Origin of the sequence: Wolbachia endosymbiont (group B) of Melanostoma mellinum, assembly GCF_947251465.1 — a bacterium.
In the GTDB taxonomy this organism is placed as follows: Bacteria; Pseudomonadota; Alphaproteobacteria; order Rickettsiales; family Anaplasmataceae; genus Wolbachia.
This window is the reverse complement of sequence record NZ_OX366366.1, coordinates 1,824,352-1,848,418: the sequence shown is the minus strand read 5'-3', so window position 1 is coordinate 1,848,418 and position 24,067 is coordinate 1,824,352. Positions and strand designations below refer to the sequence as shown.

The following is a 24,067-nucleotide window of genomic DNA, read 5'->3' as shown; positions in this document are numbered from 1 at the left end:
TCTAAAGGAAATTTAAGGTGTTACAAATTTTACGTAACACCCTTTCAAGAAGAGCATTACACTCTTCCTTGCTGTAAGTTATTATTCAGTTTTTCGGTATCACCTACATTACTAAACTTCCCATTTGGTTTATCTTGAGACAAGTCATTTTTCTTCTCTTTATCAAGCTTAACTCCCTGATAGATACAGAATGCAACAAAGCTAGTTACCGCTATTACAGCAACAGCACTGACTATGGCACATAGTATTGCTTGTTCTTGTCCCCCTACCATGTCTGCAAATGTCTCTACTTTTTCTTCTAAACCTGTAAATTTTTCTTGCAGGCCGTTTAAGTGCTCTTGCATACCTTGAAACTGCTCAATACCAATCTTTTCTTCTAATGCGCCAAAAACTTTTTCAAACTGCTCAACATCTATCTTTTGAGCTTCTTGCCATTCTTTTAATGCACTAAATACCTCTTCAAACTGCTTAGCATCAATATTTTGAGCTTCTTGCCATTTTTTTAATTCACCAAAAACTTTTTCAAACTTCTCAGCATCTATCTTTTGACTTTCTTGCAATTCTGTTACACCTAACCAATTGCGCAAAATTCCTTTTACCATTTTAACCCCCTAGCTAATTAATATATTATAATTTTACATTCCCAATGTTTAAATTATTATTAAATTAACTATCATTATACATTGATCTTAAAATAACTTTCCCCGACCTGAAAGTTTAAGCTAGCGATCATTCTACCAATATCTCTCTCTTTCCTGAGTAACTTGGAGCACTGACAATACCTTCTTTCTCCATTCTTTCAACAATATTTGCAGCTCTGTTATAGCCTATTCTAAGTTGCCTTTGAATGTAACTAGTTGAAACCTTTTGATCTCTCTGAATGATGGCCACCGCTTGCTTGTATAGATCGTTCTCTTCATTCTCTGTTTCACCTTCTGATTCTGCAAAAGAATTTTCATCTTCTTGAGTGATTTCCTCCATGTAGTTTGGCTCACCTTGCATTTTCAGATGATCAACTATATTTTGTACCTCATCATCACTTACAAATGGACCGTGAACTCGAATAATCTTACCACCAGAGGCCATATAAAGCATATCACCCATACCGAGCAATTGTTCAGCCCCTTGTTCACCAAGTATTGTACGGCTATCTATCTTAGAAGTAACAGCAAAACTAATTCTCGTTGGAAAGTTTGCTTTTATCACACCTGTTATCACATCTACAGATGGGCGTTGTGTTGCCATTATGATGTGTATTCCTGCAGCACGAGCCATCTGAGCTAAACGTTGAATAGAGCATTCTATATCTTTGCCAGCAACAAGCATTAAATCTGCCATTTCATCTACAATCACCACAATATACGGAAATGTCTCCATTTTAATCGGTATTTTTTCAAACAAAGGTTTACCCGTTGTTGAGTTAAAGCCAATCTGTACAACGCGTTCCAATTCTATTCCGCTATTCATCGCTTCTGTAATTTTTTGATTATAGTTTATTACATTCCGCACATTTAAATATGACATCATACGATAGCGATTTTCCATCTCTTTCACGATCCACTTAAGAGCAATAACAGCTTTTTTTGGCTCTGTTACCACTGGCGTTATTAGATGCGGTATTGCATCATATATTGAAAGCTCAAGCATCTTTGGGTCGATCATTATCATCTTGCATTCATCAGGACTTAATCGATAAACAAGCGACAGAATCATCGTGTTAATCGCAACTGATTTACCTGATCCTGTAGTTCCGGCAACAAGCAAGTGGGGCATTTTAGTCAGATCTGCAATAATTGGTTTTCCGCTTATTTCCTTGCCTAGTGCAATCGGAAGATTTAAGTTTGCATTTTGGTATTCTGGCGATTCCAGTAAATCACGCAGCATAACAATTTCTCGTTCTTTATTTGGCAATTCTATTCCCATTGCATTTTGTCCACGAATTATTGAAATACGTGCAGAAAGTGCACTCATTGAACGTGCAATATCATCTGCAAGACCAATCACTCTTGCAGATTTTGTGCCTGCTTGTGGTTCAAGTTTGTATAAAGTCACAACCGGTCCATAACATACACTTATAATTTTTCCTTGCACGCCAAAATCACTTAGAACCTGCTCGAGCAGAGATAAATTCTTATTGCTCTCTAATGCATTCAACTGTTTTCTCTGCACAGATTCTTCTACTTTAGAAAGTAAGTGAATGCTTGGAAACTCAAACTCGCTAGAAGGTGGTTTAAAAATCTCTTCGGTAGCTTTTTTCTGTCTTTCTTTTGGTTGTTGTCTAGTGGTTCTATATTTTTCTTCTACTACTAACGGTGCTATTGAATAATCAGTAGTTTTACGTAACCTGAAAAACAGAACCTTTGTAAAAAGGGAAAATATTTTTTTACATAGGAAAAGTAAAGAATAAACCGTTCTCTTCCAACCAATTAACCCTACAAAACCTATTGATGCTGCTACTGCAAAGATGTAAAATGGGTAGTTACTAATTAGTGCATTTCCTATCATTCCGCCATGCACATACCTTGCAGTGATACCGAGCGAAAGTTGCTCTAATGTAGCGCATATTCCTAAATTGATTAATATTAAATAGAGAATTTTCAGCAGCCTTTTTGATATCAAAAAGTAAACTACGGTTGTAGCTATTGTAATACTAGCGAGTCCAAGAAATTGAACCAATATATCAGCTAAATATGAACCTACCACTCCGCCCAAATTTGTTACTTCCTGATTTGTAGCTGTATTTAAGGATGGATCTTGATAATTATAGCTAAAAACCGATATATATATATACATTAAGAGTAACAGGTATATCGCTGATTTTAGCTGTTTTTTTAACATCTACTTAAAGTAATAAGTAATTGTATATTTTACAAAGTGAATTGCTATTATCAATATCATCACGGATAAATCTAATCCATTGAACGGTTGTATATACCTTCTGATAACCTTTAGTGGAGGATGGGTAAGTCGGTTTAAAGTTTGCATTATGTTGCTTACAACTTCATTATACATGTTCACTACATTCAATTTAATCAACAAATCGAGAACAACTGAGCATATTAGAATGAAGCTGTAAAGATCAAGTAGCAGGTTAAGTAAGTATATGATTGGATGCATATTACTAATTTATACTAAAGTCTATTATGTGTAGTGATATATATAAAATCAAGCCTCACAATAATTTTCATGCTGAAATAGGTATAAACAATAACTGATTAGTCTGTTTATCAACTGATATGTCGGTTCTGTCGAATCTATAAACCATAGGAAAGAAGATCATTAAAGGTGGGATTATAGGAGTTATGAAGCCATTAACATAGCAAAATTCTCAAAAGTAGAAACATTATTTAATAATTTGTCTTTTTTGAATCATACGAATATTTTCTATGCCTGTGATGGTAATCTTTGCGGAATGGAAGCTTTTAAACCCAAGCATTGGCTTTATTAGTTTTTTGATAAATCTATCAACAATATTATTTAGATATTTTATTTGAAGAACTGTAATCTTCAGAAATTTCTGCATTCAAATCATCAAGAGCAGCAGTATTACTGCCGCTTTTATCAATTACAATTTTCTCAGGAAGATAGTTACTCCTGAAGGCTTTATGAAAGAATGCAAGTGCTGCAGACTTGTCTCTACTAACACACAAGTCTACAGTATATAAATAAACCCATTTACCGTTTAATTTAATGTAAGTCTCTCCAACTACTACCAACCTGCTTCTTTCTTTTCCTTACTGCCTCATCTATCAGTGGTGATAACCCACCTTTGTAACGTAGCATTTTGCTCCCCTTATACTCATCATTTCTTCCAAATCTCGATAGCTCAAAGAGAATCGACATTTCATGTATACAGATAACATCCGCTGAAAAGCTAAATCCTTTGAAATATGGCAACAATTTTTGATTGATACGAAACATCTTTGCTTTTTTTTTAGACAATTATATCATTCTTCTTTCTACTTCCCTACAAATGCGACAGAACCCTTAATCCACTCTATTATGTTCTGAGACCATACATCTAAGACTTTTACTTGTTACAACTACTGTGCCTGCAATCTTATCGTGCCAAGTTTGGCAACGTTTGTCGAAGCTTGCCCATATGAAACCTAAGAATAGTGGTGAAGTTGACAATATAAAGGAAAAAAACCTCTTTATTGCTTGTTTTAGAGTCAATTTTTCAAAAGTTTGTGCATTTACAACTCTGAGTCCAAGTAATAACTTTCCAGGTGTAGCGCCAAATCTTATCCACATATATGCTACATAACTAAAAAGCATAATAAATTGAACTATCTGATTTAGAACTAGTAACTTGATTAGTTTACTCTGCATTGCTGTTTCCTCTGCAGATAATGGTGTTTGCATCTGATATTTCGCAGCAATTTGGCCTAATATTTTACTGCTCTCTGAGTTCATGAAGAGTTGGCTTAAGGCTTGGCCGCAAAGCTGCAAGAACAAAACGATGATAATTAAATCAAGCAGCACTGACAAATAGCGTCTAAGTCCTGTTACGTAACATATTCCATTTTCATCTTTCTTTACCCTTTGAATAGCATTTATCGAAGAAAGAATGGAAAATAAACGATTAAAAAACTTGTGTAACATAAAGCATTTTCCAATATTTGAGTGCCCCTGGCCGGACTTGAACCAGCATGCTTTTGCAAGCAACAGATTTTGAGTCTGCCGTGTCTACCATTCCACCACAGGGGCCTACTTTAATGCTATAAGCAACACAGGATTAGTCAAATTTTTTCTCTTTCAAGTAAGGACTGAATATTCTACAATAATCAATCATTACTCTGAAAAATTAAAATGAATGAATTAGCCAATCTTATTGATTCAAGAGAAGAAATATGTAAATTGCCACACAATTTAGAAGCAGAGCAAATGCTCATTGGTGCAATGGTTCGTGATAATAGAATTTGTGATGCAGTCGAAGATATAATTGCAGCAGATAATTTCTATGATCCACTACATCAAAGCATTTTTACCCAGATATCTAAAACCAGAAAACACGGTATAGTTGCTAATGAACTGAGCCTCAAGATGTTTTTCGAGAATGATAAAGCATTTGCCGAATGTGGTGGAGTTGAGTACCTAGCAAAACTTGCAGCAAAGGCAAGCATTGCGCTTGACATCTATAGCTTGACCAGAATAATCCGTGATACTTATTTAAGGAGATGCTTAATCAAGCTCGGACAGGAGATAGTTGACGATAGTTACAACTACGACATTGAAAATCCTGCACAGGTACAAATTGAGCAGGCAATGACAAAGTTGTTCAACTTAGCAGTAAAAAAGCAAGGTGATAAGACATATATAAAGCTTGCAAGTTCAATTAAAGATGTGGTTGAGAAGATCAGCAAGCTGAAGAATAACCCAGAGGCTCTAGGTATTACAACCGGACTTCAAGACCTAAACCAGCTTCTTGGTGGTTTGCAGAAATCTGATCTGTTAATTATAGCTGCAAGGCCCTCAATGGGAAAGACAGCATTGGCGCTGAACATCGCACTTAATGCTTGTAAGATTTTGCAAAAAAGAACAGATAAACAACATTATGTAGCATTCTTTTCACTTGAAATGTCAGCAGAGCAATTGACCGCAAGATTGATTACTATAGATTCAGGCATTGGTTATTATAAGGCACTGACTGGGAGAATTAGTGATTTTGAATTACACGAATTCATTAATGCTAGTACAGATCTATCCGAATTACCTTTCATCATAGATGACACTCCTGCGTTATCAATTAGTGCTCTTCGTACCAGAATACGTCTTCTCTATCAACTATATAATGTAGAGTTGGTCTTTATCGATTATCTGCAGTTAATTCGAGGAACAACAAAAAGGAGTAGTGAAAATAGAGTGCAAGAAATCTCAGAAGTGACGCAGGGTTTAAAAGCAATTGCAAAGGAACTAAATATTCCCATTGTTGCACTATCACAGCTCTCTCGTTCTGTTGAGCAAAGGGATGATAAAAAACCACAACTTTCTGATTTACGTGATTCAGGAAGCATAGAGCAGGATGCGGATATAGTAATGTTCCTTTATAGAGAAGAATATTATGAATTAAGAAAGCAACCAAATGAAGGAAGTAATAAACATCGAGAGTGGCAAGAGAAAATGGAGAAAATTAGAAATATTGCAGAACTGATCATTGCAAAACAAAGAAACGGGCCAATTGGTAGTGTGAAACTACATTTTGACTCCAATAGAGGTGCATTTAAAGATTATACAGAAAGATATAGTCTGTAGCGGTTTTGAGTAATTCTGGAAGTGTTTAACAAACCATACGTGCCAAATTAAGTAGCTATCGTGAAATATAGCAATATTTAAGATTGGCATTTTATTTGTTACATTTATTTTTTTAGGAAATTCTTATCTAGGATAAGATATTTTTTTAGAAAAATCTATAAATTACTAACTTTATTACTTAATATATAAAATAGTTTTTTTCTTATTTCCTTTCTTCCTTACGCCACTTTTTCTTAACTTGATGCGTATGGTTTATTTAACACTTCCGATATACAACTAAAAAATAGCAAATTCTCTATAACTTGAATATAATTTTAGCTTTACCTAAACAGAAAGATGAATTACTTAATGGATTTTGTTTTAATATCTCTTTCCTTGCCACTTTTTATTACTGAGAATTATTTGTTAATTACTGCGTTGATCCCACTTTTAAGTGCATTAGCTATTTCTTTTACTAGTAAATGGCCCAGAGTGAACAGTAGCGTTACTGTTGCTTCTTCTATGCTTCTGTTTGCGTATACATCTCTATGCACTTTATATTTGGTGTATGGTGATCATTCTCAATTTATTCTCATGGATTTTGGTAATAATTTGCATATTAGTTTAAAGCTAGAGTCTAGTGGAGCAATATTCAGTTTATTAATATCATTTTTGTGGGTACTAACCAGTATATATGCAATATGTTATATGAGAAATAACTATGCTGATAGCAATCACTCAAGTTTTCTATGCTTTTTTTCAACATCAATCAGTTGTGCAATGTTTATTGCTTTTTCTGGAGATTTGCTCACTACATTTGTCTTTTATGAGCTTCTAACTATTAGTACATACCCTCTGATTACTTACAACTCAACAAATGAATCAGTAATTGCAGGACGCTATTACTTTGGTTTACTATTTTTCTCTTCTTTAGTATTATTTTTTCCTGCAATAGGCCTATTATATAATGAATTCCATACTTTAGATTTTGTAAGTGGTGGAATATTCAAGTTTGATACTTCACTCATCACTTTTATTGCAGTGTGTTTTGCTATGCTGATTTATGGAATAGGAAAAGCTGCATTAATGCCAATGCATTTTTGGTTACCAAAAGCAATGGTTGCACCAACTCCTGTGAGTGCACTATTACATGCTGTTGCTGTTGTGAAATCCGGAGTTTTCATCATCATCAAAGTTATATTATACACTTTTGGCGTCGATAATATGCAACGTTTTGTGCAGCAAAATTGGTTTGCTGGAGGGTGGCTTCCGTACGCTGCTGGATTTACTATCATTACTGCATCGTTGATTGCATTAAAGCAAAAGGAATTAAAGAAATTGCTTGCTTACTCTACCATCTCCCAATTGTCGTATATTATATTGTTCGCTTCAATTTTTAGTGAATTCAGCATGAAGATTGCAATCTTTCAATTAGTTTGCCATGCATTTGCAAAAATTACTTTATTTTTTTTTGCAGGTATCATAATAACGAAAACGGGTGAAAAATATATAGATAGAATTCACGGTATAGGACGTAGTATGCCAATTAGCATGATAGCATTCACTATAGGTGCATTGTCCATGATAGGAGTACCTCCTGCTCCGACTTTTTGGAGCAAATTTCTCATCTTTCAAGCTGTTTTCAACTCTAGTAATGTAACACTTTCTGTGTTTGTAACTCTAGTGTTAATTGTTAGTACTATACTCAATGCTCTATACTTTTTACCAATAATTTACAACGCCTTTTTCTCAAAACCTTCTAGAAATTATTTTATTAAAAAGACACCAATGCTTCTAGTTTTACCCCCAGTTATTACTGCTATATGCACTTTAGTTATTTTTTTTAGCTACCAAATAATGTTATAAATATAATCATCTATATTTATAGCTATTAACAATAAATTTAAATGGCACTATTCCAGCTAGAGTTGCTTTTATATTTGACAAAGTGAAGCTGACCTCCACAGCATAATCTTTCATCTTCTTATTTTGCTCAGCTGTAAAAACTACAGTAGCGTTTCCAGCAAATGTAACTAAGTTCTTGGTCAACCGGTCAATAGATAATGTTGTTACGTTTATGTTGGTAATTTTTCTTGTGGATGAAACAGCTTCATTGTTCACTTTTTCCTGAAAGTTTTGGTAGATTTTGTATACAGAATTGTTTTTTATAAAATTTTCTTGATACTTTGGCTCAACAGTCCGAGAGGACTCATATGTTTCAATATATTTACTTATTAAATACCTTGCTATGGAAATGTACTCATCTTCTTTTTTACTAAAACTAAGTTTATGTATTGCAGAGAACTCATCTTCTGTGTGGTTCATATACTTCACAAAATTTAAATCTTTTTTAACAGGAAGTAATAGGTATATGTTTAGTAGTGATAAAAATAAACATACTAAGAGAAGTAACGCTATTAACGCCATCCAAGATCTTTCTACAACGCAGAACAGGTATCTGTGGCAATACCATTCAACTGCTTTCCTGAAGTAACTTTTGTTTTTTACTGATTCAAGTAATTTATCTTCCATAATACAAACCCAATTATATAATATACTGGATACTCTAAAAAACTTTAAAATATGTCTAAATTTTCCAAAATGGGATGAATTATTATATCACCTTGTTCTGCAATAAGGTGAAATTTATCAATTTTGCTCACATCTAAATTTATCATTTTTACACTGAAGCTTTCAGGATCATAAGTATTACTTTCTGCACTTTTGTGATAATTATAGTAGTGTAATTTATTTTGATCATCAAAATAACCAAATTCATCAGCAAGAGTTCCCACTTTTTTGCCTTTACCGTCTCTGACTAGCTCAAATAGATCAATTACATGGTTTTCAGATCCAGGCTCAATAGATCCTTCTACAGCAAAAAATTTAGGTGCATGACCAACATACTCCTTAAGTTTTAGATTATTAGTCTTTTTTATACTACCAAAATCCATGAGTTTATATTCATCTGAAAGACCAGAATATTGTGGATCATACTTTTTATATTCAAAAAACTCATTACCTAAAAAATTACAAAACGTTAATTTACAATCATCGTGATTGGATTTAACAACTTTAAAGTAATGAAAATCTCTAGGGATCTTTACTTCCTCTTTCGTAATATGATTACGTACAACAAGTTCATCATTAATCATATAATAGCCAATTCTTGGCAAAGTAGCTATATTGATTGCCTTGTTTAGCTTAAAATTTGCCTCATAGATGCCACTTGATAGCTCCTTCCCTTTTTCTAAAGTGACGTCTTGATCTAAAGATGTATTCTTGATTAAACTCAATTCTTTCTGCATGTTCAGTATAGTGTTTGTTAAAACTTCTATTGATTGCCATACAGTTAATTTATTATCATTCAAGTTATATACTTTCAGTATTAAATTAGCAGAATTTTATCATAAATTTATGTTAAAAGTATTACATTTTTGTGTCATGATGTTAACTACATTAGCTAAAACATGCTTTTTATCTAAGCGAAATTGCTTTACAGCAACGAAAAGTTCATCTATTTCTTTCCATTGACTTAGTAGAATTTCAACATTATTTACTTCTTTCTTTATACTTTCTAAAATGGAGGTTTGAATTATATGTGATGCTAGTTCTAGCTCAATCTCACTATTAATTATTTTATTAACTATGTCAGAATTATTTAGATTACGGAAAAATGTATAAAAATGCTTATGTGACTCATAAGCACCACTGTTTATTGCATTTATTATTACTCCCGGAGTTCCAGGAAACAAAGTAATGATCTCACTAAATATTTTATCGTCAAATTTACATTGAGATGAAACAACCTGCTTTGTTTCATCGTAAGTTAATGGAAGTAAATTCAGCTGAAAACACCTACACCGGATGGTGGTTTGTACATCATATGGCTTATGGCTAATTACAAATATTTTAGAATTTTGTGGCGGCTCCTCTAATATTTTTAATATTGCATTTTTAGCATTATTAGTCATTGACTCTAAGCTATCTATTATAGCTATTTTATATTCTGATTGAATGGGGCTTAAGTGCAAAAAGTTTTTCATTTCTCTCACCTTTTCCACTCCTATTGTATCACCTTCAACAATGTGTAAGTCTAATGCTACTTCATCGTAATTTTTTATAAGAAACCAATTAGAAAAGGATTTTGCGAATGTTGCTTTTCCTATACCTTTTTTACCACAGATCAGCCAAGATTGAACAGACAAGTTGTTCATTATCTTTTTTTTTGCTTGGTTGTGGCCTATCACCTTTTTCATTCTTTCTCCTATAGATCTTAGTTTGAAAATTCGTTATTTATTGTTTGTAATGAAATTTTACCTTTTCTTAAAACCTTAATCTTGTCTCCAGTTAAGTCAATAATAGTAGATTCTATACCAGAAACTAATTCATCATCTTCAATTACTGCAGATAAGTGTTGCTTAATAGACTGAGGTATATCTCTTGCTTTGCATATACTTTTTTCTCCTGAAATGTTAATACTAGTTGCAACTACTGGAGTTTTCAGTTCATTTAATATTGAAATCGCAATAGGATGATCAGGAATTCTTATGCCTATACTATCTTTAAAGAACTCATTTGGTAATATACTGTTATCTTGAAGTGGTAAAATATAGGTAATTGGTCCAGGAGAAAAGTAGTTTATTAAATTGATATATTCTTCTTTTACCTTTGCTATATTTGTCAAACTATCAACATCACTAACAAATATAGAGAGTGGCTTGTTTTGAGAACGCTTCTTTATCTGGTATATTTTTTCTATAGATTCCTGATCTAGCGCATTACAAGCAAGAGCATATACTGTTTCTGTTGGAAAGCATGCTAACAAATTATTTTGTATTGCGTTTATTACTTCAAATATCATATAGCTAAACTTGTGTTTACAATATCCCTGATTATCTCGCTATATGATAGCAATTAAAATACCGAAATGGCTAGCATGCATCTGTTGTATACTTACAGTAAATTTTATTAGCAACTGCTCGTTTTGACTGCTAGTACAACATTGCATAATTCTATTATGGCTATTTTGATCAAAATTTGCAAGACTTTTTATGCGAAATACTATATACAAGTGATTGTGATTGATTTCAATTTGATGAATTAACATTCTAATAATATTTTGCTTAGTCTGCCAATCCACTTGATCAAGCTTTGATTCAACACTTGAGGAAAAGTTTTTCAAGCTATCTGTAACAAGGCTCAATTCTTGTTGTAGTTTTTTTTGATCAAGCGTTCTTTCTTTCTCTTCTTCAATTTCTTTCAAATGCTGTTTCATTGTTGTGATTCTTGGTTCAAATTCTTCTTGGCTTATAAACCCTTTAGCATAGCTATCAATAAATTTTTTGATACTTAATCTTAACTTACTTTCTTGCTTTTCACGTGTTTGATTATGTAAAGGTTTTTTGTTCTCTGATAATCTACGTTGATATTCATTTGCAATCCTATCTGGCTCTTTCAAGATACTCTTGACTTCTTCCCATATAACTCCATCTAATATATCAGTGCGTATTGATTTATTATCGCAGATTTTATTGCCATTGAATTTGCTAGAGTTTGTACCAGAGCAACGATAGTAATAATATGTCGACTTTTTATGAACGTGGTTTGTACCACAATAAGTATATTGACAACGTTGACATACCATTAAACCTTGCAATAAATATGTTTCTCTTCTTTGTCGTACTCTTGCTCTTTGCCTATTTTCAGTTAGTTGTGCCTGCACTGAATCAAATAAATGCTCATTGATTATTTTTGGTACTGGAATATAAGTCCAATTCTCTTTATCACTATTAAAGCGACCACTTTTAAGTTTACCACAAGTTCCTTTTTTTGATTTTTTTACTTGTGGTTTTGAGCATGTCCTAGTTTTACCATAAGCTGCTTGTCCTATATAAGCAGGATTTTTTAACATGTTCCAAATAGTGCTCCTTTTCCAATACCTTTTTCCTGTTCGTGTTATTACCGGTATCTTATTCAGTTCATGTACAACTTCTCCTATACTTGCTCTTTCTTGGCCAACCCGACTAAATATTTTACGCACTATATTTGCCTCTTCTTCATCAACCTCAAATTGAGCACTTCCTTCACCTACATGTTTTGCTATGTAGCGATAACCGTAAGGCGCCCTACCCATCACACTTATACACCCAGCTTTGGCCGCATGAAGTTTACCTCTACGGTTTCGTTCCATAATCTTTGCACGTTCATACTCTGCTATTGCTCCCTGAATCTGTAGAAATAAATGGGAATCCGGATTATCATCAAACTTATGATTCAAAAATACTATTTCAGATCCAGCCTTTTTAAACTCTTCGAGTAAGATCATTTGATATGAAAATTTACGTGATAGCCGATCAGGTGAATGAATGTATATCTTATCAATCTTACCTTCTGCTACTCTATCACGTAAACTCTCTAAGCCAGGACGTTCTAAATTTGATCCACTGTAACCATTATCGATGAACCTATGCTCATCTAACAATTCATGTCCATCACTACTAATGCGACGCTCCAATTCTACAATCTGACTCTCTATTGTATTCTCCTGTGCCTGTTGTCTTGATGAAACTCTTGCATACAAGCTTACCGTTATCATTTTCTTCTACCTCCTTTGTTTTATATTTCAACAATTGTTCATAAGCATCTGCCAAATATGTACCTGCCAACCGACTGGGCTCATAACGGCAATAAATAGTTAAATCCCCTTTTTGCATGTTTTTCTTCCTGTGAATTTTTTTATAAGGTTAGGAGACTTCTATTAAACTAAATCAATGCACACCTTATTTAAGAAAGCTATCTAGTTCACACAAATTCTCCTTAATTAAATATACAAGATTTGAAGAAATTATGTCCAAAAAATCTTTGCTCGAATTGTCATATTATGTATAATATAGCTTATTTAGTGTGTTATGAATATTCATCCAAGTTACGAATTCTGGGAGAGTGATTTAGAAGTTCCCGTTAATCTTTTACTAGATCGCTTTCAAGATTCAAAGATACGCCAATCCTGGCTTGACTCCCTTTCTGGTAAGCAACTGAGCATCATTTTTCAGCATTGCTTTAAAAATCATTTAAATGGACAACTTTTTCAGGACGGAGATTATGACGATAGATCGACTCAACAAAAACGTAAGATACTTACCAGTTACTCTGACTCTCTTTTTGACTATTATCTCATTAGCTACTTTGATCGTACGAAACTTGAGGCTACGGTCAGTGAAGTGGCAAGATTTGCTCTGACTGAGAAGTTAATGAGATCGTACCTGGTAAAAAACAATACCAAGTATGATAAAAGATCCTTATTGTTTTTACTATTTCACATAAATTGCGAACTTCTAAAATCTGTTTATCACTTTGATAAAGTGCAAAAGAAAGGTTTCGTATCATTTGCTTTACAGAAATCACCAAGACAAATAAACACTTCATTTAAAGAGTTTATGTCACAAGAAGCTGTAGAGCAGATACTTAAGGATGATGACCAGTTGCAGGGTTTTTTCCATCATCAAGATCGAATATATATGTTTGTACGTCGAGGAAGTGACATGGATTTACTGCTTAATTCAAACAAAGTTGTTCATGGTCATAAACCTGAGTGGATGATTTTAGACTTTTCTCTTGATGGCACTCAGGTTAATCTTTGTGCTAAAAATACTAACAAGGCTGTGGAAATAGCAAATAGCATTGTAAGTGGGTATTTTGACTGCGAATGTACTTTTGTAAATATACAAGATAAGAACTTTCCATTACAAGTGCACAAATTTCTTCAAGCATGTATAGATGGTTCTGACCCTGACATTTGTATATTTGAGTTAAATTTCAAGTCAGATTATTTTAAAAATAGTAATACATATCTTACTTTAAGTGTAAAACCGTATGATCCTATTGCACCAGAGTTACATATTTTAAAGCCAGCTATTGGCAACATACTACAATCTATTCAATCAGCTAAAGTAATGTTCCAAAACAAAAAGGTAACATTTTCTTTCAAAATAAGTGGGGAAGTTTATTATTCAGAGCATCCACTCAATAAAAAAGAAAGAGAGGACCTGAAGAAACATATGGAACAATCTTATGGTCTTAAAATTCTTTCACGAGCAAATTGCTGATCTTTTAAGTTCAAATAGTTCCTGGATTAATCCAAGCCAAAATCATATTAAAGCAGCAAGATACTTATTCGATCTTGGATTGATAAAAATGCAAGAAAGGTATTATATTGTTTGCTCTCGTGAAGAAGATCATCTTGATTGGCCAAATGTAATTGATTCAAGTTGTAGCAATGAGATTTTTATCGATTCAGACTTTGATGAAGCATGTGATGACGCTATTTGTGAAAACTGTTCTCGTCATATTCTGCCTAATACTTATCAAAAACAGAGATTTCATCTCTTATCCATATACTTAAATACAGAAAAGGTCATAGACTGGTTTGAAACAAAGTTGAATGATTCAAAACTTATGTGGGAAAAAGTGGAAAAAGGAGTTTATTATATTTGTAATCAAGGTCGTATTGTAAATCTAATAATCCTTGATTTTTGTACTGATGCGATATTTTTAACTATAGATAAACTTAGAGTCCACCCTACAGTTCTCATCACTCTAAAAAAAGATATACCGAATCTATTATTGAGCCTATATGTAGTGCCAATGGTGAAACTGTTTTGTCAGCTTAAGACTGTAACTGAGATATTCCAAGAAGCAGCTAAAAAAGGAGTACCAGAGGTAGTAGAAAATACTTCTTTGCAAGTTTTACCAGCTTCATATATTTCGCTTAAACGTGTTGAACCAATTGTGCCAACAAAGCTTCTGGAGTTACAGGTAGTTAAAGGTATGGTATATGTTAATAGTGTTGAAGTTATAAATAAAAAAGCTGTATCATGTCTTAATATTTTTCGAATATTGTTCAAGCAATTTTTACATGACTGTGAGAAAGAATTACCACCTGAAAAACATAAACTTCTCAATATTAACCAGTTAGAAAAACTCTTGGGACTTAGTTTAGAAGCAGATTTAGAACAACAGATCAGAAAGCCATTAAATAAAATGCAAAGAACAATCAAATCTACACTTGCTGAGAAATTAGGATTAAGTATTGAACGTGATGATGTAATACAAACCCTTGGTTGGCAAAGATCATCATATGGTTATCGTATTAACCCTTTTACTTTGACTATAAAAAAATAGAATTTCCTGATTTTAAAAATTTTCAGCTCCATGAGTAAATTTTCCAACTCCACGTGCAAATGGTCCTGTTTTTACATCAAGCCATTTATCTTCTTTTGAACCATTAGCCATTCCTTTAACTATTTGCTTTGCTTGTAAAAGCTCTTGAACTATACGCTCTAGTCTATCCCTTCCCATACTATGAAAAACTTCAAGCAATCTATGTCGTTGTTTATGTATGCCTGCACTTCCTGTATGAGTAAATGGATGTCCTGAACTAGCAGCTCGCGCAATTGAGTCAATAAGATATATTTTTAGATCTTTATCGCTAATATTTTGAGCTTTTAATTGTTCAGTAATGTCTTCCAATAGCCCTGTTTCTTCATTTCTCAGATAAGTACGTACAGTACGATCAGCCAGGCCATTTGCCTTAACAACAGCTCCATAAAATAGTGCATTTTGTCTTGGGATTTTTCCAATTGACCTAAAAATCATTGGTTTAGTCATATCTTCAACAGGCCAAAAAGCAAAAGAACACCTGACTCCATTTACGAGAGCAGAAGTACCTCGAATAGCATCTCGTGCTTGCTCTACTGTTGATATAGGCTTTTCTCCCTTCAGCTTTCTCATATGATGTGCAGTAATTATTGAAGCTCCAGTGCTACATGCTAAATCAGATAATAAACACATGAGATAATCCCCTACTGCTGGGTCAGCATTTAAATCTGCATGAATGAAAGAAGCAAGGGGATCAAATATAATGAGCTTTAAATCCTTTATTCTGCTCAGCTGCTTCATTACCAACTCAAATTCTGGAGATATTTCTACAACTTTACCGCGAACATTCTTAAGTATGGTAAATGATCCTCCTATATTTGGCAATGGTACAATAAATAGCCTATCTTTATATTTTAATCTCTCGCATTTTGGATCAAGTCGTTCTAAGCGACGATGTATTTCATTTGTATCATCCTCTGCGGAAAATACCACCACAGACCCATGTTCAGTAACAGGTGGGCCAAATCCACACACCTGGTCTATGCTACTTGCAACCTTGAGGGCTAGGTCAAGAAGAAGCATACCTTTGCCTGTATCTCCCATTGCAGCCAAAATGGAGGTTACACCCAAAGGAAATAATCCTTCAACCAAGAATCTTTGCTTTGGTACTGGACCTACAAAACGCTCTACACTCCAGCTGAAAATATCAAGTGGTGGTTTAATAATTATTTTTCTTGAGTTTTTTTCAATAAATTCCGAAACATTTATTCCCTCTAACAGACAATCAGCAGCATCCCAACTCCTTGGTTTATTCGGTGGAATCTTAAGCGTAGTAAGTGATGCAACACCAAGTTCTAAAAGCTTCTTTTCAGCGTTTTTGGCATATTTATTACCTGCTTCATCGTTGTCTGGCCAAATGATAACATGTTTACCTCTAAGCGGAGTCCAATCTGTTCTATCAATAGGTGCATTTGCTCCAAACATCGCAGTTGTAGCTTTAATTCCTTTCTCTATAAGTGCTTCTGCGCATTTTTCTCCTTCAACCAGAATAACCTTATCGGACTTTAAAATACCTGGAATGTTGTAGAGTGGCCTGATCTCTGGCTCTTTGAATTTTTGTCTTTTAACATCAAATGGTTTAAACTGTTTTTTCTCTAAAGGAGGATCATAACGATAGACTATTACAATCAATTGGTTATTTTCATCGTAGTAATTCCAACTACAAGTCAGATATTGTTCTAGATTTCTGATATTGTTTTGTTTCTTAAGACCAAGCCATTCACTTATTGAAGCCATTACTTCAGGAAATTCTATTTTGGCATTTTTCCCATGTACCGTTGCCCAAAGGTCAATAATGTCACCGCCTTCTCCTGTTGCAAAATCTTTCCATAATCCAGCTCTTTCGCCTGTTAATTCTATTACAGTACTTTTGCCTTTGTTACCCTGTACATCACCTACATAAAACTTATCACCACGAAATGTCCCTCTTGGTAGTAGATGAAAAAGACAAGATCTGATATTTTGCAAAAGCTGAGTCTTTAGCTCTACCATAGTATCCGTTTTTTGCGGACAAGTTAAGCCGTAGCTATAATTTTAGAATTCTGCCAACGCCCATTTACTCTGCTAATGAATTTTGCTGGTATTGATTTACCGTTTCTTAGCTCATATACTACTTGCAAGATATTTGCGCGTTTATTTGGTTGAAACATTACCATACCAGATGTATAAAAACTTCTTAAAGCATTAGCACCAATTAAAGCTTGAAAAGGACTTTTTGCGAGTGTAGCTGTCGATACTTTTCTGGTATGACGTGTAATAATTATTCCAGCCATCGGATTAATTATAGAACGTAATTTTTCTATTCTGCTTTGCAGGCCAGAAAATATATTTTCATAGTCAATCGAATCCAAGACGATAAGATCTATCGTTTTAAATTTTTCCCCTATGATCTCTTTTATTCTCTCTATACCTTCATCATTTAAAGTTAATCTCATCTTTGTAGTAACAATCAAGTTTTCCTCTGCTAGATTTGGCAGCCTTTGATTAGTTATGATTTGTTGTATGCGTTCCCTGATATAATTGTACTCCATCTCATTTTGCAGATAGATTATTTTTAGTGGCCTTGCTGACTTCATCTTAAGAAACGACACTCCTGCTGCAAGATGTGCAAGCAAAGAGAGAAGAAAATAACTTTTGCCAACCTTTGGCGTACCACCAATGACTAAAAGACCACCTGGAGTGAGAATTCGTGGAGCTATTATATCTTCTGGTATTGGTGATTGATCACTTAAGTACTGCTTTACAGAAAATATTTTTTCTTCTCTTTTCCCCCCTTTTTTTTCTCCACTCTTTGATTTTTTATTGAGCCACTTTCTAGCAGAATATATATCACCTTTAATCAAAATCCAAAGATCAATAATATCACCGCTAGTCCCTTTGGTAAAATTACGCCAATCACCAGCTTCCTTACCTACTATTTTAACTGTAATTGTATTTCCATTTAAGTTTCCGATATAAGTTTTTTCTCGGTAAAACTCACCATTTGGAAGTAGGTAAGAAACACACTCCTTGATATTATCAATCAATAACATCTTTAACTCTTTTTGCTTTTTAGACATAAAATTCCCATACATATTTTTCATACGTGTAAAGTTGAGATTAGCTAGCTCACAAACAGTTTCAAAAGATTTTGAATTCAGCCAATGAATTGCTTCTTCTCTTAGCTTTGAGTTTTTTCCTACTGCGTCCTGAATACCTCTAGTAACGACAGCAGACCAAAGCTTTTCCTCGTCGTACTTCAAAATGGTACTCTGTCAATTTCATAATTTTTGCGGTATTCTACCGAAGCAATTTTGTTCTTTTCTCCATATTCATCAGTTATAACACTTACCTTTACTGTAAACTCTAAGCCATTTAATTCTGCAATTGAATTTAGCTTACGAGCAAGGATTGCACTTTCTGAGTTATCATGTGGATGAATGTCACGTGCTGATTCCAAGATACTGCGAAGCATAGAGCGACCCATTTCTCCCCAAGTATCTTCTGCTTTATTACTTTTAATACCAATTATTTGGTAAATCTTGTGCTTTTCATATAGACCTTCAATAACGGTAAATTCTGTATTTAAATAAATGCTACCGGTAGTGGGGCTTTTAGTAAACCAATGCTCATAACCTCCAGGCTTGATTGTCATTTTTACCTTTACTATTGTACCTTTTGGTATCAGTCTACTTTGCGGTTTTACAGTGTTAAAATCAGTTAATAGGTTTTGTAACATATATCACTCTCCATGTTTAAATTTTAAAACTTGCTTTTAATCTTTGTAAGCAGCTTGCCTAAATGCGGTTCTTCAACCATACTCAGGCGTCCACTGCGGTCTTTAGCTGGGTATCCCCAAGGGTTTAAAGTGTGGCAAACAAAAGAGCGCTTCTCCGTTCCATCATCTTTCTTGATTCCAACCATACTGATTACTTCGTCAACTATCCCAGGAATTTCACTGGCAGTTTTAGTTCCTTCGCATTGAGGTAGCCAAGTTGGACGATTGCAGTCATCGAGATATTGACCTAAAGTGCCAACTATGATGATGTCTTTGTCTCTGATGTGTTGAAATTGATTGAGCCAAGCCATCATTTCTTGAGCAAGTAATCCATACGCAGCTCTCATATCCTGTTTTCCTGATCTCTCAGAAAAAGCTTCAGGTTGCATTTTTGCCCATAAAAGACATAAACGTGAAGCAACGGTTATGCTATCTACAAAAATGCATCGGTATTTAGAAAACTCAGAGAAAAGATCTTTGTACTTACCAGATACATGTTCATGGTGTCTTTGGCTATATGCTTGATCAGACTTCAGCGCAGGATTAGGACCACCAATAAGACAAGCAATGTCTCCACTGCCATTAAGTTAAGGGAAAGAGAAGTTAAGATTGGACAAAAAATTTGAAGTGATTGATAATTATGGTAAATACTAGGGTGAATTTTTAAGAAAAGGGAGTCTGAAAAGTGCAAGTTATTTAAAAAAGTAATAATTGCAGGTTATTTTGCAAAGAATGTACTAATGCAATGATACTGAAAAGATATCTTGAATTTAAAACACATGTTTTCTAGCTCTTTTCTGGTAGTTGAGTGAACGAATATCAGATATCTTATGACGATCAACTCTTCTCCCTTTTCTCACCACTAAAGTGTTCATCAAAAATAACTGTGATAGTCGATACATAATGCAGTCTATGTCTGACTCTGTAGAAAAAATATCAAAGGCTAAGTTTTTAATCGCATTAAATGAGACAGATTTATTGATGCTTTTTTTTAGTTTACTATTCTGTGAGCTCAATGTCTCTTCATCATCTTCTATCATGATACTTTCTAGATTACTGATGAAGATAGTTGACCAAAAATCCTGCTTGATAGTTTCAATACTTTTTCCTGTGAAATTCTCTAAATTTAATCTTCCCTTCAGCCTAGAAAAAAATGTTTCTACTCCCCAGCGCAAGTAATATAATCTCTCAAACTCTTCAACTGTAAAACGTTTCTCATCTAACAGAGATGTTACTAACACTTCAACTTCGCCAGAAGAAAGTATTATTTTGACTAACCTGAATTTCATCTCATCAGGTAATCCTAGCTTTCGTAGCTGTCTTGCTACTTTAATAGGTGCGGTAGACACTACCACCGTACTAGATGGGCTTTCCGGCTTAAACATAGTGTTTATTTCATTGAAAGACGAACTTGAACAGCGAATTATATAATTGATTTTCCTTCCTGTAAGCTCAGCAAGAAATCGATAAGATACGTATCCTCTATCACAGATTAACAAATCGTCTGATTTTATGGATTCAAGCATACCGATTGCTAAATCAACCTCATAGCTGTCACCTCTACTTAGCACAGATTTTATTGCAATATTATTTAGCACATCGTAGCAAACTTCAAAGGTTGCACTTGTATAGTCTTCAAATCTCTGGATTCCATTCCATACTGCTCTTGAGCCAAACTCACCTATTATTTTGTCGCTCTTTGGCAGAATCAGTATTGAAGCATCAAATGCAAGTACTCTGAAGCCATGGTGGGTTTTAAATTCCTGATCTTGGTAGTATAGGGAAACTATATCATCATTTAACTCTGAAAACGCAGTATGTTTTAGCTTCTTTCTTGCTTGAGTAAATGCACTTGCCGTAATTGTATAATCTTTTCTTGTATGCAGAACAAACTCATTAAGCATCACTTGTAATGACTTTACACTCTTTCTAAAAATCAGGAGAAATACATTAACGAAGGGCAGCTTTCTTTTTCGTGAGAAGTCTTTTGAGGATGCTCTGTGTGCGTTTATAAAGTTTAAACTCATCAATTTATTTTTTATAAACATGATTATTCTTTTTTTTACTCATGTCATTACTTCTTTTAATTTGTGAATCTTACCTGATTTTATAATACAGTTCATCACTTTTCCTTAACTTAATGGCAGTGGCAATGTCTCTGGCCTCATTCCAAGTGCGAATCTCAGTTGAATCTCCTTTCCAATCCTGAACAGCAAGAAGCCCTGCTTCAAAATCAAGACAAAGTGTTGGTTCATCTATGGTCTTTAGGAGACTTGTTTTACCAATACCATAAGGACCAAAGATGACCATTTTTACAGTTGATATTGTTTGCAATCTTTCATTATTATTCAAAATTTTAAGAACCATTATTTATCCATGCTACGATGTATATATATACAAGAAAGGCAAAAATTTTGTTCAATTTTTCTTTTTGCCTTCGTAGTAAATAGGAGAAAGTTTGGCACGTATCTTCTTGATAATATTGTTTAAAGTGGTTCTTGAAACGTTGTTCATTTTGGCAACTTCATGTAAGTTGAAAAATTTAAGTTGCTCACATATATTTTGCCATTCCTTTGGTAAAACCGAGATCATATAGTCTACATCAATGCGTTTTGTTATTTCACCCTCAAATAGATCTGTTACATCAATGCTAATATAGTTATTGATATTACGTTTTGCACATTGCTGTTTCTTTAACATGTTAATAGCTTTATTTTCAGTTAGTCTTGCTACAAAAGTGTTAAAGCTACTTTTATCTTCATCATACTGATCAAGGCATGGCCAAATTTCACAGAAGAGTTCTTGCTCAAGGTCTTCGTTATTCTCATCAATAAAGCACTTGGCAAGTTTTAGTCTATAGGCTTGGTATTTTACGTTTTTAACAATTATAGCTATATTTTTTAATTTCATGGTTTTCCCTAAAACAAATTAATGCTTTAAGGATGGAAGTTATTAATGCCCTTATGTAGGACAGGAGCAAAAATAAATAATACTGATGCAATTTTTAATCTATTGATATTCTATTGTTTTTTTTTGAGAATAATACTGATGCAATTTAAAATAATACAGTTCAGGTTTTTGGAACCTATTTTGAATGGATTTCAATATTTTTAAGAATGGGTAGCTCAGGCTTCCTAAAGTTATATTAAAAACATATAAGAATTTCATATTTTGAAATTCAATATCACCTAAAGAGCTAAAAATGTGGATTTCGCTATTAAAAGAATAGCTTAAATTTTTAAGAGGAAAATAGTTGAAAAGTATGCTCTCTATAACCTTAAGTTCCGTTCCTAATTACTGGCTTCCTAAATCAGGAATTAGGAAGCAGGAATCTAGAATTAGCCTGTATGGCAGGTTTTCACCATGCGTTCCTAAAACCGTTCCTAGGAACGGCATATCTGAAGTCCGCCAATATGGAGGATTCTAGCTTCCTGAAACCCTTATATATAATATATATATATAATACATATATAAAAATATACACATATATAAAAACATATAAAATATAAGAGTAGAATAATAAAAACCTCTAAAAGTAGAGAAACCCGTTTGAAAGGTCTTCAAATTCAAGAATTATAAAAAAAATTCCTAAAAATTTGAAGATTTTTTGGACGAAAATTTTTCAAATCTTGTATATATATGTACACAACAATTGAAAGGCTTGGTAAACAAACTGGCTGTAAAAGAGTTTTTATGTTAGTTGTTAAATTTCGAAAATTAAAGATTTTTTGGACGTAATTTTTTCAAATCTTGTATATATATGTACTCGGCAATTGAAAGGAAATGCTCACCCTAGATCTTGGCAAACAAACCGGCTGGACTATTTTAAATGATGGAATAGTGCAAAGTGGAAGTAAGAGTTTTCATGTTAGCAGGTTTAGTGGTGGTGGAATGCAGTTTTTAAATTTTCGTAATTGGCTTAATTCACTTAAGTATAAATTTCCAGGCATTGAAGTTGTATACTTTGAAGAAGTGAGAAGACACTTGGGAACTGATGCTGCACATATCTATGGAGGGTTTTTAGCACACCTTTCTGCTTGGTGTGAAGAAAGTAATATTCCCTATCAAGGTGTTTCGGTTAAGACTATTAAACGTTTTATAACTGGCAAGGGCAATGCAAGTAAAGCTGATGTAATTGAAGCAGTGCAGGAAAAGGGTTTTTGTCCAACAGATGATAATGAAGCAGATTCTTTAGCATTAATGTTCTATGTTATGAATTTTAGTAAAGATTTCAATACGTTGAAAATATCATAAAAAGTGGGTCCTTTTGGCCAGGCTGGCGGGTTTGGTGGTCCCGACCTCGGGCCTTCTTTAGCGTTAGACATATTTCAAATGTTAACTACTTACGAAATTATAGCTGAGCAGTGCTAAAATAAGGAGAAAAAAAAGGTGAGAATTACGCAAGCAGAATGGGCAAGAGAAAAAGGGTTTTCGAGGCAATATGTCTGTTCTTTGGCAAAGAAAGGAATAGTTGAGCTGGAAGACGGACTTATTGACCGAGAACAAGCAAATGAAGCGGTGGCAGCAATAAGAGATCCAAGTCAACCACTTAGGAGAAAAGAGCGAGGGGAAAAACTTTCAACGATATTGCTAAAAACGAGAATAAAAAATGAAACGGAGCGTGGTAAACTTTTGGAAGCTAAAGTGAAAGCTGAAGTAGGCAAATTTGTGTCAATTGAAGAGGTAAAAACTGAAGCATTTAATGTAGCAAGAGTTGTACGTAATAATCTGCTTAATATTCCAAATAGAGTTTCAGCACTACTTGCATCACTGAGTGACACTGAAAAGATTCATATGGCGCTAACTGAAGAGATTACAAACTCACTTGAAGAATTATCTAACACTAAATTTTAAATA

General features: G+C 33.8%; 21 protein-coding genes, 1 tRNA gene and 3 pseudogenes. 6 read left to right on the top strand and 19 right to left on the bottom strand.

Translation table 11 applies throughout. The annotated features are described in order from the left end of the window. Positions 1-56 precede the first annotated feature (56 nt). The 6 genes and pseudogenes from OPR42_RS08605 to OPR42_RS08580 all read right to left on the bottom strand — a co-directional run bounded on the left by OPR42_RS08605 (position 57) and on the right by OPR42_RS08580 (position 4,710). Positions 57-602, bottom strand: a complete 546-nt coding sequence (locus OPR42_RS08605; RefSeq protein ID WP_265042315.1) for a hypothetical protein — start codon at positions 600-602, stop codon at positions 57-59. A gap of 127 nt (positions 603-729) precedes the next feature. Continuing rightward, positions 730-2,838, bottom strand: coding sequence for an FtsK/SpoIIIE family DNA translocase (locus tag OPR42_RS08600; protein WP_265042313.1), 2,109 nt, complete (start codon positions 2,836-2,838; stop codon positions 730-732). Next, positions 2,839-3,117 (bottom strand): YggT family protein, encoded by a 279-nt coding sequence (locus OPR42_RS08595; protein WP_010401649.1) that lies wholly within the window; start codon positions 3,115-3,117, stop codon positions 2,839-2,841. Between the two features lie 183 nt (positions 3,118-3,300). Further along, positions 3,301-3,921: pseudogene (locus OPR42_RS08590) on the bottom strand (IS6 family transposase). A gap of 66 nt (positions 3,922-3,987) precedes the next feature. Next, complete coding sequence (locus tag OPR42_RS08585; RefSeq protein ID WP_264374840.1) at positions 3,988-4,605, bottom strand: RDD family protein; 618 nt, start codon at positions 4,603-4,605, stop codon at positions 3,988-3,990. A gap of 22 nt (positions 4,606-4,627) precedes the next feature. Beyond that, positions 4,628-4,710: transfer RNA gene (locus OPR42_RS08580), tRNA-Leu, on the bottom strand. Between the two features lie 102 nt (positions 4,711-4,812). Between OPR42_RS08580 and OPR42_RS08575 the strand changes: the two genes are divergently transcribed. Continuing rightward, a complete protein-coding gene (locus OPR42_RS08575; protein WP_139686507.1) occupies positions 4,813-6,255 on the top strand; it encodes a replicative DNA helicase in 1,443 nt (480 codons plus the stop codon). A gap of 348 nt (positions 6,256-6,603) precedes the next feature. Then, positions 6,604-8,100, top strand: coding sequence for a proton-conducting transporter transmembrane domain-containing protein (locus OPR42_RS08570; protein ID WP_010407433.1), 1,497 nt, complete (start codon positions 6,604-6,606; stop codon positions 8,098-8,100). A gap of 6 nt (positions 8,101-8,106) precedes the next feature. On the opposite strand, the gene OPR42_RS08565 is transcribed toward OPR42_RS08570, so the two are convergent. The 6 genes from OPR42_RS08565 to OPR42_RS08540 are packed head-to-tail and all read right to left on the bottom strand — an operon-like array spanning position 8,107 to position 12,950. Continuing rightward, complete coding sequence (locus tag OPR42_RS08565) at positions 8,107-8,766, bottom strand: VirB8/TrbF family protein (RefSeq protein WP_139686506.1); 660 nt, start codon at positions 8,764-8,766, stop codon at positions 8,107-8,109. A 44-nt stretch (positions 8,767-8,810) separates the two neighbouring features. After that, positions 8,811-9,605, bottom strand: coding sequence for a hypothetical protein (locus OPR42_RS08560; protein WP_264337251.1), 795 nt, complete (start codon positions 9,603-9,605; stop codon positions 8,811-8,813). Positions 9,606-9,641: 36 nt separating this feature from the next. Then, a complete protein-coding gene (locus OPR42_RS08555; RefSeq protein ID WP_320157551.1) occupies positions 9,642-10,493 on the bottom strand; it encodes a DNA polymerase III subunit delta' in 852 nt (283 codons plus the stop codon). A gap of 17 nt (positions 10,494-10,510) precedes the next feature. After that, entirely contained in the window at positions 10,511-11,098 is a 588-nt protein-coding gene (locus tag OPR42_RS08550; RefSeq protein ID WP_265042311.1) for an L-threonylcarbamoyladenylate synthase, read from the bottom strand. Positions 11,099-11,137: 39 nt separating this feature from the next. Further along, complete coding sequence (locus OPR42_RS08545; protein WP_265042310.1) at positions 11,138-12,832, bottom strand: recombinase family protein; 1,695 nt, start codon at positions 12,830-12,832, stop codon at positions 11,138-11,140. Then, positions 12,735-12,950, bottom strand: a complete 216-nt coding sequence (locus OPR42_RS08540; protein ID WP_265042078.1) for a hypothetical protein — start codon at positions 12,948-12,950, stop codon at positions 12,735-12,737. The genes OPR42_RS08545 and OPR42_RS08540 overlap by 98 nt, the downstream gene beginning before the upstream one ends. Before the next feature lie 195 nt (positions 12,951-13,145). Between OPR42_RS08540 and OPR42_RS08535 the strand changes: the two genes are divergently transcribed. Both OPR42_RS08535 and OPR42_RS08530 read left to right on the top strand, forming a co-directional pair. Continuing rightward, positions 13,146-14,342: a hypothetical protein gene (locus OPR42_RS08535; RefSeq protein ID WP_265042079.1), complete on the top strand. Its 1,197-nt coding sequence runs from the start codon at positions 13,146-13,148 to the stop codon at positions 14,340-14,342. Beyond that, complete coding sequence (locus tag OPR42_RS08530; RefSeq protein WP_264953854.1) at positions 14,308-15,417, top strand: hypothetical protein; 1,110 nt, start codon at positions 14,308-14,310, stop codon at positions 15,415-15,417. The genes OPR42_RS08535 and OPR42_RS08530 overlap by 35 nt, the downstream gene beginning before the upstream one ends. 12 nt (positions 15,418-15,429) lie before the next feature. On the opposite strand, the gene OPR42_RS08525 is transcribed toward OPR42_RS08530, so the two are convergent. From OPR42_RS08525 to OPR42_RS08495, 7 genes and pseudogenes are all read right to left on the bottom strand, one after another. Then, positions 15,430-17,445 (bottom strand): AAA family ATPase, encoded by a 2,016-nt coding sequence (locus OPR42_RS08525; RefSeq protein ID WP_264377179.1) that lies wholly within the window; start codon positions 17,443-17,445, stop codon positions 15,430-15,432. A gap of 23 nt (positions 17,446-17,468) precedes the next feature. Then, on the bottom strand, positions 17,469-18,695 hold the full coding sequence (locus OPR42_RS08520) for an AAA family ATPase (RefSeq protein ID WP_264377178.1): 1,227 nt from the start codon (positions 18,693-18,695) through the stop codon (positions 17,469-17,471). After that, entirely contained in the window at positions 18,692-19,171 is a 480-nt protein-coding gene (locus tag OPR42_RS08515; RefSeq protein WP_264377177.1) for a hypothetical protein, read from the bottom strand. Before OPR42_RS08515 ends, OPR42_RS08520 begins: the two co-directional genes overlap by 4 nt. 23 nt (positions 19,172-19,194) lie before the next feature. After that, positions 19,195-19,794, bottom strand: a pseudogene (locus OPR42_RS08510) (AAA family ATPase); the annotation flags it as partial. A 186-nt stretch (positions 19,795-19,980) separates the two neighbouring features. After that, positions 19,981-21,258, bottom strand: a complete 1,278-nt coding sequence (locus OPR42_RS08505) for an IS4 family transposase (RefSeq protein WP_265041416.1) — start codon at positions 21,256-21,258, stop codon at positions 19,981-19,983. 64 nt (positions 21,259-21,322) lie between these two features. After that, positions 21,323-21,577 (bottom strand): annotated as a pseudogene (locus tag OPR42_RS08500) (AAA family ATPase); the annotation flags it as partial. 51 nt (positions 21,578-21,628) lie between these two features. Continuing rightward, positions 21,629-22,120 carry a sigma-70 family RNA polymerase sigma factor gene (locus OPR42_RS08495; protein ID WP_265042080.1) on the bottom strand — a complete coding sequence of 164 codons (492 nt, stop codon included), beginning with the start codon at positions 22,118-22,120 and terminating at the stop codon, positions 21,629-21,631. An 873-nt stretch (positions 22,121-22,993) separates the two neighbouring features. On the opposite strand from OPR42_RS08495, the gene OPR42_RS08490 reads away from it, so the two are divergent. After that, entirely contained in the window at positions 22,994-23,464 is a 471-nt protein-coding gene (locus tag OPR42_RS08490) for a Holliday junction resolvase (RefSeq protein ID WP_077188250.1), read from the top strand. 135 nt (positions 23,465-23,599) lie between these two features. Beyond that, positions 23,600-24,064: a hypothetical protein gene (locus tag OPR42_RS08485; protein WP_265042308.1), complete on the top strand. Its 465-nt coding sequence runs from the start codon at positions 23,600-23,602 to the stop codon at positions 24,062-24,064. The last annotated feature ends 3 nt before the right edge of the window (positions 24,065-24,067 follow it).